The organism is Tenacibaculum lutimaris (assembly GCF_003610735.1).
Taxonomy (GTDB): Bacteria; Bacteroidota; Bacteroidia; order Flavobacteriales; family Flavobacteriaceae; genus Polaribacter; species Polaribacter lutimaris.
The window spans coordinates 737,041-747,467 of sequence record NZ_RAQM01000006.1 but is presented as its reverse complement, the minus strand read 5'-3'; the positions used below and the strand labels follow the sequence as shown (position 1 = coordinate 747,467).

Genomic DNA, 10,427 nt, shown 5'->3' with positions numbered 1-10,427 from the left:
GAACAGTTGTCTGTCCAATCGGTCGTTAAGTTATCTGGCCATGGAGTGTTACAGCCTTCTAGCTTATAGTCTGCTACATCTACAATCTCTGGATTCGTCATGTCGTAATCTCTCGATACTAAAGTAGTCTCGGTATCGCTGTTTCCACAATCATCCGTAATAGTGAAGGTATATAATCGATACTGAGTACATCCATCCGCACTGTCAGGTTGATCTACTCCGCCATCTGACTGAATTCCTTGTCCGCCTGCTGAACAATTGTCTGTCCAATCGGTTGTTAGGTTTACTGGCCATGGTGTGTTACAGCCTTCTAGCTTATAATCTGCTACGTCTACAATCTCTGGATTGGTCATGTCGTAATCTCTCGATACTAACGTAGTCTCGGTATCACTGTTTCCACAATCATCCGTAATGGTGAACGTATATAATCGATACTGTGTACATCCATCTGCACTATCAGGTTGATCTACTCCGCCATCTGACTGGATTCCTTGTCCGCCTGCTGAACAGTTGTCTGTCCAATCAGTCGTTAGGTTTACTGGCCATGGCGTATTACAGCCTTCTAGCTTATAATCTGCTACGTCTACAATCTCTGGATTGGTCATGTCGTAATCTCTCGATACTAAGGTAGTTTCGGTATCACTGTTTCCACAATCATCTGTAATAGTGAACGTATATAATCGATACTGTGTACATCCATCTGCACTATCAGGTTGATCTACTCCGCCATCTGACTGGATTCCTTGTCCGCCTGCTGAACAATTGTCTGTCCAATCAGTCGTTAGGTTTACTGGCCATGGCGTGTTACAGCCTTCTAGCTTATAATCTGCTACGTCTACAATCTCTGGATTGGTTTCATCTGGTGTTACAGTAAATGTTCTTTCACAAGTTTTCACCTGCTCACATTCATCAGAAACTTCGTATTTTACTGTGATACTTCCTCCACAATCATCTGGCGCCTCAAGAGTATTAATATCTACCTCTTGATCGTTAACATAATATTTTTCAGTAACAGTTCCATTTCCTCCTGAATTTGAAAATCCAGACAACCAATTACCAAATGCTGTATTTATATCTTCTTGCGAAGTACATTCAGGAATGGTTTGATTTTCTGGACAAACTTGATTTAATGGAATTAAAGGCTCTCCATTCACTTCAAACTCATCTTCTGCCGTACATCCTACAATACCTGGTGCAAACGTTAATGTGGCTGCCACTCTATAAGTACCTGCTTCAGTAACCTCTAGAGTATTTCCTGTTTCTCCTTCAAGCTCTACATCATCTTTATACCACACATAGGCAAAAGTATTTCCTTCTGGCGTTGCTGTTGCAGTCAATGTTATGCTTTCTTCAGTACATGCTATATCTTCTCCTTCTATTTCAACAGTAACTTCTGGAGTATTTGCTAAATCGAAAGGTCCTGCTAAATCTTTTAACTCTGCTGTAAATGAATCAGACGATCTTGTTTTTACAATTACACTTCCTAATGGACTAATACAGTCTATACCAGGCGAACTACTAGAATCGAATCCTAATGCAGAAGCATTAATTGCAATTTCTGCAAATGTAGTTTGTTGGTAATCTGACACTATATTTCCTCCTTTGTTTATCGTTCCCCAAGGACCCGCTGGTACTGGACCACCATCATTTACTTGAGAAAACACCGCATCCGGAGCACCTTCTCTTAATTGTATTTCTGCATATCCGTAATTTCCCGCTCCATTTCCTCCATCATACTGTACATAACCATTATTATCTTGTTTAAATTCAAAAGGTCTAAAAGGTAATGTGTTATGTGTATCAAAATAAGAATCTGGAACACCTACTAATTCTACCCAAACATATAGTTTAATAATTGCATTAGCCCCACCATTTGCGTAATTAATAGAAAGAATTATATCTCCATGTTGTAACACGGAACCATCTGGATTAAACAAATAAGGAGTTCTACCCCCTGTTGCCGATAAATCTTCAACCGATTGAATAGTTCCTCCTACTAAATTTACTTTCTTCCTAAAATATTCAAAATCTAAGTAACTATCTCCGCTATCATTTCTTGTTGATGCCCCTAAAAAAGCCCATTCGTCTGTCCCCACCGTAGCTCCTTCTCTTCGCAAATGCCCAAAAACATCTATAATATCGTTCTTTTGTGGTACAGAGGCATCTGTAATTGTCCATGTATTTGGGTTATCATTATTTTTATCTGAACCTCCTGTGAATACATTTGAATCTGTATTATTTCCTTGAGCGTTTTGATCTCGAATAAATACAGCATCAATCCAAAGTCTTCCATCTACAACTGTGTAGATAGGAACACTCATTCTTATTTCTGCCGAAGCATTATCATCTACCAACAAATTAGCTGTAACTGCTGTAGGAGTTTCATCTATCACCCCTTTCCCTGAGTCTCCTAAAAACCAATCATCTGTTCCAAACGGGAAGACTGCTCCATTTGGAAAGGATACTATTCCTGAATACACATCCGCATCAACACCAAAATTAGCTTGAACAGAAGATTCGGTGTTTACCAATTGTGCATTCACTACATTTACTGAAAACAAAAAAAGCACGACAAAAAAACCCGTCATACTATTTCGGTATCTTTTTAAATTTTCACCAATGCAGTTTTTAAACATTTTTAACCTCTCCCCTTTACAGGCAGGTTTTGTGTCGTTAAGCAACATATTGTAATATTTTACATAGTATTATTCTTTAATTATATACAATTAAAGGGGTTACTCACCTAGCCAACAAAAGTTAAGTTAGCTGTAAAACATCTTTTCGAAAGGTTATTAAATAACTATTTTAAATTATGAGAGGTAGCAATTAAGAGAGGTACGAGGGCCGTCCGTTATTTAAGAGGTAATTGCTCAATTAAGGAGTTTGAGCGAGTGTAAAATTAAGCAATTAACACATGTTTAACAACTTAATTCATTATCTCTTACAAGAAAAAAGGGGTTTTCCCCTATAATATAATTACCCTACTGCAAGTGGTTTAAATCTTGCGGAGCTTTGAACTTATTTTTAAATTCTAAGTTCTATTTTCAGGGAAAACCCTTTTCAAAAAACATTACACCCCTATTATATCTATTTAGTTAACAAACAGTTTTTAGATTTTAATTAAAAAAAGGGGGTAAATTTACTCCCTTTTTTATCTTTTTATGACATGATTAATAAATACAATCCTATTTCCAATAATCTTCAACCCATGGAGCTGCTTTTACATACCTGTACCACTTACCTCTTCCTCCTTTTATTGCTTTATGTGGGTTAATTTCTCCGTGAAAAATAATAATTTTTGCTCCTTCAGGAATTACTGGTGTTTTCCAAAAAGCTAAAGGAAATCTAGATACACAATCATATTTAAAACTAGGACACCATTCCTTTGGCCAATACTGAAGGAGTGAATTATCATTTATACTATGAGTTAAATACTCTTGTTCATTCCTATGTTTTTTTCTTATTTCTTCAAAATTCTTTAAAAAATCATCAAACACATATCCATGCTTTCCTATTTCAAATCTATACACCGATGAATTTCCTGTGATTCTCCAACTTCTCCAACTATGGTCTTTAATAATCCTAAAAGTTCCATCTACTTCAAAAAAACAATCTATGTTATCAACAATAACAATATCTAAATCTAAAAAAAGAGCTGTTCCTTTTAAGCCATACAAGTCTTCTTTTAGTGTTGTTAATTTCTTCCACATTCTCTCAGGAATATCTGTACGAATGTTCATTTCAGGAATTTTATAACAATCTACTTCCTCCGTTATTCCTTTTTCATCGTCTGTAAAACACACCATTTTGAAATCGTATGTTAAATTTCGTTTTACCATCGAATACAATCTATTTACGTATTCTGGTCCATACAACGTACCCCACTTCATGCAAAAAATATACTTCTGCTCCATATTTTGTTTTTGTTTTGTTTTATGTAAATCTTCTTTCTATGATTTCTAATAACCTGTTTTCGTATTCTTCTTTAGCTGACCAATCATAGTCTGGTTTTATCATTTTACTGATAAATTTTTTCGCTTCTTTTTCTGTTTTAAATGTATTTAATTGAGAAATAACTCTATTAAAATCGTTTTGATCACCGTCAAATAAGTGTTTTACAAAGGCAATTCTATCATTTAAATCAATTTGTATTGTTTTTTGAAAATAGTCGTTTACCGTTTTTTTAGGTTCTGCTTTGGTAAACAAATCTGTCATTACATCTACTGAAATGGTATCTTGTAATTCATCTTCTAAAGTTGGTGTTTTTCTTTCTCCGACATCCTTTACATCATTTTTCACATCACTGTCACCATGCAACAACTCTTCTAGTTCATCAAAAGGTTGTTCTATTATATCTTCTATAATAGTTTCTTCTTCTATCGCTTCAATGATATTGTCCGCTATTTCATCAGCCTCTTGCTCTAATTGTTCTTGTAAATCTTCTTCTAGATGATGTACAACTCTTCCCTTTTCTAAAGGTTCTTCTACATTCAATTCTTGAACAGCTTCTTTTGCCTCTTCTTCAACAACTTCTGTAATTTCTTCCTTTATATCATTAACAACTGTTTCTTTTACTGATAAATTATTGGCCAAAACTTCTTCTTTTTGTTTTTCTTCAGCCAACACTATATCATGCAACAACTCTTCTTTAGATTTTAAAGGATTAGGGGTGTTATTTATATACTCTTCTACATACGCTAAAACCAAAAGTTTTTCGTAAACTTCATATGCCTTTTGCTTCAACTCAAACACATCTTCTTTGTTTTTCATTTGTAAGATACTGTGTGCTAAACTGGTTAAATCTGATGCTAGTTTTTTGTGCATAAGTTGTCGTTTGATTTGAATTTTTGCTATTAAAATTTAATAAATTTGTTCCTCATTCGAAAGTAATACAAAAATCAATAATTAGAGCTTAAAATTACAAAATGTTTCTTGAAAATACAGTAAATCACACAGAACAATTTGGTTGGATTGAGGTAATTTGTGGCTCAATGTTTTCGGGTAAAACCGAAGAATTAATTCGTAGACTTAAACGTGCGCAGTTTGCCAAACAACGCGTTGAAATTTTTAAACCCGCTGTTGATACTCGTTATGATGACGAAGAAGTAGTATCACATAATGAAAATAGAATTCGTTCTACACCTGTTCCTGCATCTTCTAATATTCGGTTGTTAGCTAACGATGTTGATGTGGTAGGTATAGATGAAGCCCAGTTTTTTGACGATGAAATAGTTGCCGTGTGTAACGACCTAGCGAATAGAGGAGTTCGTGTTATTGTTGCTGGTTTAGATATGGATTTTAAAGGGAAACCTTTTGGCCCAATGCCTGCTTTAATGGCTACTGCAGAGTATGTTACCAAAGTGCATGCTGTTTGTACTCGTACAGGAAATTTAGCCCATTATAGTTACAGAAAAGCACAAAGTAATGACTTAGTGTTCTTAGGAGAAACTCAAGAATATGAACCATTAAGTAGAGCTGCTTACTACAAAGCCATGAAAGAGCAACAAGCTCATAATAAAAAAGAAGAAGAAACCAATAATGAATAATAATCACGTTACCGTTTTAGAAATTGATTCGCAAGCTGTACTACACAACCTTGCTTATTTTAAACAAAAGCTACAACCTCAAACCAAAATTTTGGCAGTAGTTAAAGCTTATGGATATGGAAGCGAATCTGTAGAGATTGCCAAAATCGTACAAGATCAGGTTGATTATTTTGCCGTAGCATATTCAAACGAAGGAATTGCTTTACGTGAAGCAGGAATCAAAACTCCTATCTTAGTTTTACAACCTCAAATTCAAAATTTAGAGGAAATTGTAAAATATCGACTTGAGCCTAGCTTGTATAGTTTCAAAATCTTTGATGCTTTTATGAAACTAGCCGACGAAACTCCTTTGATGAACTACCCTATTCACATAAAGTTTAATACTGGATTAAATAGATTAGGGTTTTGGCACACAGATGTACCTGCTTTAATTGCTGAATTAAAAAAATCAAATAATGTTAAAGTAGAATCGATTTTTTCTCATTTAGCCGCTAGTGAAGACCCTTATGAAAGAGATTTCACTGTTGGACAAATTAACAACTTTGCATATATAGTAAAACAAGTTTACAAGCATTTAGGCTACGAACCAATGATTCATATCTTAAACACTTCTGGAATTATCAATTACCCACAAGCTCAATTTGATATGGTTCGTTTAGGAATAGGATTGTACGGATTTGGAAACGATGACCAAGAGACTGCTCAATTAAAAAACACTCATACTTTAAAATCTATTATTTCTCAAATTCACTTGATTCAACCCGGTGAAACCGTTGGTTACAATAGAGCTTTTGTTGCAAGTCAAACTACTAGAAGCGCTACAATCCCTATTGGTCATGCGGATGGTATTTCGAGAAGATTAGGTAATAAAAATGGTTTTGTTTTCATCAATAATCAACCAGCTCCTATTATAGGAAATGTATGTATGGATATGATTATGGTTGATGTTACAAAAATTGATTGTAACGAAGGAGATGAAGTTATTATCTTTAACCATCAACAACATGTGGAATACATGGCTCATAAGAGTGAAACTATTCCGTATGAAATACTTACTGCTTTATCGCAACGTATAAAAAGATTGGTAAAACGCTAATTTTTTTATACTTTTCAATTCAATTAACTATTAAAAATCAAAAATATGGGAATGCTTAAAGAGTTTAAAGACTTTGCAATGAAAGGTAATTTAGTAGACATTGCAGTAGGTTTTGTAATGGGTGCTGCCTTTAAACAAGTGGTAACTTCTTTTACTGGAGGAATTGTTTCTCCTTTAATTGGACTTATTTTCAAGGCTGATTTTAAAGACGTAAAATACGTTCTTAAAGAAGGTGTAGCTGATGAGGCTGGTAAAATAACAGGAGAAGTTGCTATAATGTATGGTGAGTTTTTAACCAATGTTATCGACTTTATTATTGTAGCTTTTGTAATGTTTATGGTTGTAAAAGCTGTAAATGCTATGAAGAAAAAAGAAGAACCTGCACCAGAAGCTCCAAAGGGACCTAGCCAAGAAGAGTTATTAGCAGAAATTAGAGATTTATTAAAAAAATAATCCATTAAATACTTAATAAAAAAGCTCGCAATTGCGAGCTTTTTTATTTTTGATAATTTCATTTATACATGCTTTCCTTTATTCCAACCATGTTTTCCTAAATATTGTTCTCCACTTTCCACTGCACCATCTTCTATACTTGTTCCCATAGAATCATTCCAACGGTTTAAATACCCAAAGAGAGAAATTACTCCTAACATTTCAACAATTTCACCTTCTTCCCAGTATTTATATAATTCTTCTTTAATTTTTTCATCCACCATATTCGGAACCATTGAAGCTGCTAATGAAAAATCTAATGCTGCACGCTCCGCATCAGAAAAGGCAGGGTGTGTTTTATATTCCCAAATATTATCTAGTTGTTCTTGTTCTGCACCATAACGTTCTGCGGCACGAATTGCATGAGCTTGACAATAACGACAACCCGTAGCATTACTACTTACCCAAGCAATCATTCTTTTTAATGCTGAAGTTACACGACCATGATTTGCCATAACTGCCTTATTTAAATTGATAAAAGCTTTGGAAATTTCTGGACGTCGTTGCATGGTTAACACTGAATTAGGGCAAAAACCTAAGGTTTCATTATAAAAATCGGATAGTTGTTTGGTTTCAACATCGTGGTTTGGATCTAAAGGAGTTACTAAAGGCATAGATTTATTTTTTAAGTTTTTAATACTAACTTTTTACTGTAAGTTTGTGTTACTATTTAAATGTATTAAGTTGAAATGTACATTGACTTACTTACGCAATAAACAAAAAATTATCAAGATATGGCAACAAACACAGTTACAACCGTTTGGAAAGAAAACATGCAATTTGAAAGTGATAACCCTAGTGGACATTCAATAGTTATTGATACTTCTGAAGAGCATGGAGGAAATAATACTGGTTTACGACCTAAAGCTATGATGCTTTCTTCTCTAGCTGGTTGTTCAGGTTTAGATATTGTTCCTATGTTAGAAAAGATGCGTGTTAAAATTGATGATTTTAAAATTGTCGTTACTGGTGAATTGACCGAAGAACACCCAAAATACTATCATAAGGTTTTAGTTGATTACCATTTTTACGGAAGCGATTTAGACGAGAAAAAAATTAATAAAGCAGTAGATTTATCTATAGAGAAATACTGTGGTGTTATGGAAATGTTTAGAAAATTTGCTGATGTAACTACAGCTATTCATTTACATAACAACTAATTTATTTTTGATAAAATTGCTATGCGCTGGACATTAAAACCGCAACCAGATACGATTAAAGTAAAACAATTAGCCAAAGAATTGTCCGTTGACACAACCTTGGCTAAAATTTTAGTACAACGTGGTATTGAAACATTTGATGAAGCTAAACATTTCTTTCGCCCTTCGTTGAGTGATTTACACAATCCTTTTTTAATGAAGGATATGGAAATCGCAGTACAACGCATTGAAACAGCTATTGCAAATAACGAAAACATTTTAGTTTTTGGCGATTACGATGTTGACGGAACTACAGCTGTTTCTTTAATGTCATCATACTTAAAAACAATTCATCCTAATATTGCAACCTATATTCCTGATCGTTATGAAGAAGGATATGGAGTTTCTTTTCAAGGAATTGATTTTGCTGAAGACAATGGGTTTTCTCTCATCATAGCTTTAGACTGTGGAATTAAAGCTATTGATAAAGTTGCCTACGCTACTGAAAAAAATATCGATTTTATTATTTGTGATCACCACAAACCAGGAAGCGAAGTTCCGAAAGCGGTTGCTGTTTTAAATCCTAAGCAAGTAGATTGTAGCTATCCGTATGATGAATTATGTGGTTGCGGTGTTGGTTTCAAATTGATTCAAGCATTAGCTTCAAAAAGAAATCAAACTATTGAAGATTTAATTCCGTATTTAGATTTAGTAGCTACTGCAATTGCAGCTGATATTGTTCCTATGACTGGTGAAAATAGAGTGTTAGCTTATCACGGATTGCAGGTTATCAATTCTCAACCTCGAAATGGTATCAAAGCCATTATTCATCAGTTACAAAAAAAAGAACTCACTATTACCGATGTTGTTTTCATAATCGCTCCGCGGATAAATGCTGCGGGACGTATGAAACATGGAAATTATGCTGTTGAGCTATTAACCGAAATGGATTTTGACTCAGCAGTAGAATTTGCTTCTGCAATAGAAAAATTTAATTCAGATAGAAAAGAACTAGATAGAGCAATTACCCAAGAAGCTTTATTACAAATTGAAAACAACAACGAACAAGAAAATTACACCACAGTTGTTTTTGATGAAAATTGGCACAAAGGAGTAATTGGTATTGTAGCCTCTCGTTTAACAGAAACTTACTACAGACCTACTTTGGTTTTTACCAAAAGTGGAGAAAAATTAGCTGCTTCTGCTCGTTCGGTAAAAGGATTTGATGTATATAATGCTTTAGAAGAATGCTCTGAGTTTATCGAACAATTTGGTGGACATAAATATGCTGCTGGTTTAACACTCTTGCCCGAACAATATGAAAACTTTAAAAATAAGTTTGAAGAAGTTGTTGCAGCTACTATTGACAAAAGCTTATTAACTCCAGAAATTACTATTGACACTGAAATCGACTTATCAGAAATTACTCCAAAATTTTTCCGTATTATTCAACAAATGGCACCTTTTGGTCCACAAAACATGAAACCTGTTTTTACCACAACTGCTGTGAGAGATAATGGTTATGGAAAACAAGTTGGTGTCGACAGCAGTCATTTAAAACTGAATATCATTTACGGATCTGATCAAAAAACATACAATGCTATTGGATTTGGTTTAGGTGATAAAATAACGTCAACACAAAACGATTTTGACATTGCCTATACTTTAGACGAGAACACTTGGAATGGATATACTTCTATTCAACTTATGTTAAAAGATTTGAAATAGTAAAATCTTATTTTTTTATTATTTAGAACAATTCCAAATAAACTCTTATATTTGTTATCAAATAAATATGGTTATGAACGGAATTACTAAAATATACGACAACAACATAGGTGTTTCTTTTTACTGGGAAGAAAACGATTCAAACTTAGTTCAATTAATATTTAGGGATGTTGGTTTTCACTTAACAGAACCAGAAATAGAATTATTCTTAGATAAAGTTACCGACTCAAAACTTCAAAGAAATTGTGGTACTTGTGAAAGAGGTAAAGACTGTAGATCTATTCTACTTCAAACACCTTCTAACAAAGTTAGTATGGCAGTTTCAGCAATTGAATTGTGGCAAATTGATGATCTTTTAAAAGGTACTTTATTTCAGATAAGAATGAACAACTATCTAAACGATATATGTAAAAATTAAAAAGGCCT

Annotated in this window: 9 protein-coding genes and 1 pseudogene; 6 read left to right on the top strand and 4 right to left on the bottom strand. The window is 33.9% G+C overall.

All coding sequences use genetic code 11. The features are described from left to right. The 3 genes and pseudogenes from C8N26_RS03550 to C8N26_RS03540 all read right to left on the bottom strand — a co-directional run. Positions 1–2,636, bottom strand: a pseudogene (locus tag C8N26_RS03550) (hypothetical protein); the annotation flags it as partial. A 549-nt stretch (positions 2,637–3,185) separates the two neighbouring features. Beyond that, positions 3,186–3,890 carry a glycosyltransferase gene (locus C8N26_RS03545; protein ID WP_245962521.1) on the bottom strand — a complete coding sequence of 235 codons (705 nt, stop codon included), beginning with the start codon at positions 3,888–3,890 and terminating at the stop codon, positions 3,186–3,188. 43 nt (positions 3,891–3,933) lie between these two features. Further along, positions 3,934–4,824: a hypothetical protein gene (locus C8N26_RS03540; RefSeq protein ID WP_120186041.1), complete on the bottom strand. Its 891-nt coding sequence runs from the start codon at positions 4,822–4,824 to the stop codon at positions 3,934–3,936. A gap of 101 nt (positions 4,825–4,925) precedes the next feature. Between C8N26_RS03540 and C8N26_RS03535 the strand changes: the two genes are divergently transcribed. Genes C8N26_RS03535 through mscL form a run of 3 tightly spaced genes read left to right on the top strand, consistent with a single transcriptional unit; the run spans position 4,926 to position 7,095 of the window. Continuing rightward, complete coding sequence (locus C8N26_RS03535; RefSeq protein WP_120186039.1) at positions 4,926–5,546, top strand: thymidine kinase; 621 nt, start codon at positions 4,926–4,928, stop codon at positions 5,544–5,546. Beyond that, on the top strand, positions 5,539–6,642 hold the full coding sequence (gene alr, locus C8N26_RS03530) for an alanine racemase (protein ID WP_028891790.1): 1,104 nt from the start codon (positions 5,539–5,541) through the stop codon (positions 6,640–6,642). The genes C8N26_RS03535 and alr overlap by 8 nt, the downstream gene beginning before the upstream one ends. 51 nt (positions 6,643–6,693) lie before the next feature. After that, complete coding sequence (gene mscL, locus C8N26_RS03525) at positions 6,694–7,095, top strand: large-conductance mechanosensitive channel protein MscL (RefSeq protein ID WP_197017701.1); 402 nt, start codon at positions 6,694–6,696, stop codon at positions 7,093–7,095. 62 nt (positions 7,096–7,157) lie between these two features. On the opposite strand, the gene C8N26_RS03520 is transcribed toward mscL, so the two are convergent. After that, a complete protein-coding gene (locus C8N26_RS03520; RefSeq protein WP_028891788.1) occupies positions 7,158–7,748 on the bottom strand; it encodes a carboxymuconolactone decarboxylase family protein in 591 nt (196 codons plus the stop codon). Between the two features lie 120 nt (positions 7,749–7,868). Here C8N26_RS03520 and C8N26_RS03515 point away from each other — a divergent pair, with 120 nt between their 5' ends. From C8N26_RS03515 to C8N26_RS03505, 3 genes are all read left to right on the top strand, one after another. Next, a complete protein-coding gene (locus C8N26_RS03515; RefSeq protein ID WP_120186037.1) occupies positions 7,869–8,294 on the top strand; it encodes an OsmC family protein in 426 nt (141 codons plus the stop codon). A gap of 21 nt (positions 8,295–8,315) precedes the next feature. Then, positions 8,316–10,001, top strand: a complete 1,686-nt coding sequence (recJ, locus tag C8N26_RS03510) for a single-stranded-DNA-specific exonuclease RecJ (RefSeq protein ID WP_120186035.1) — start codon at positions 8,316–8,318, stop codon at positions 9,999–10,001. Positions 10,002–10,074: 73 nt separating this feature from the next. Then, on the top strand, positions 10,075–10,419 hold the full coding sequence (locus C8N26_RS03505; RefSeq protein ID WP_120186033.1) for a hypothetical protein: 345 nt from the start codon (positions 10,075–10,077) through the stop codon (positions 10,417–10,419). Positions 10,420–10,427 lie beyond the last annotated feature (8 nt).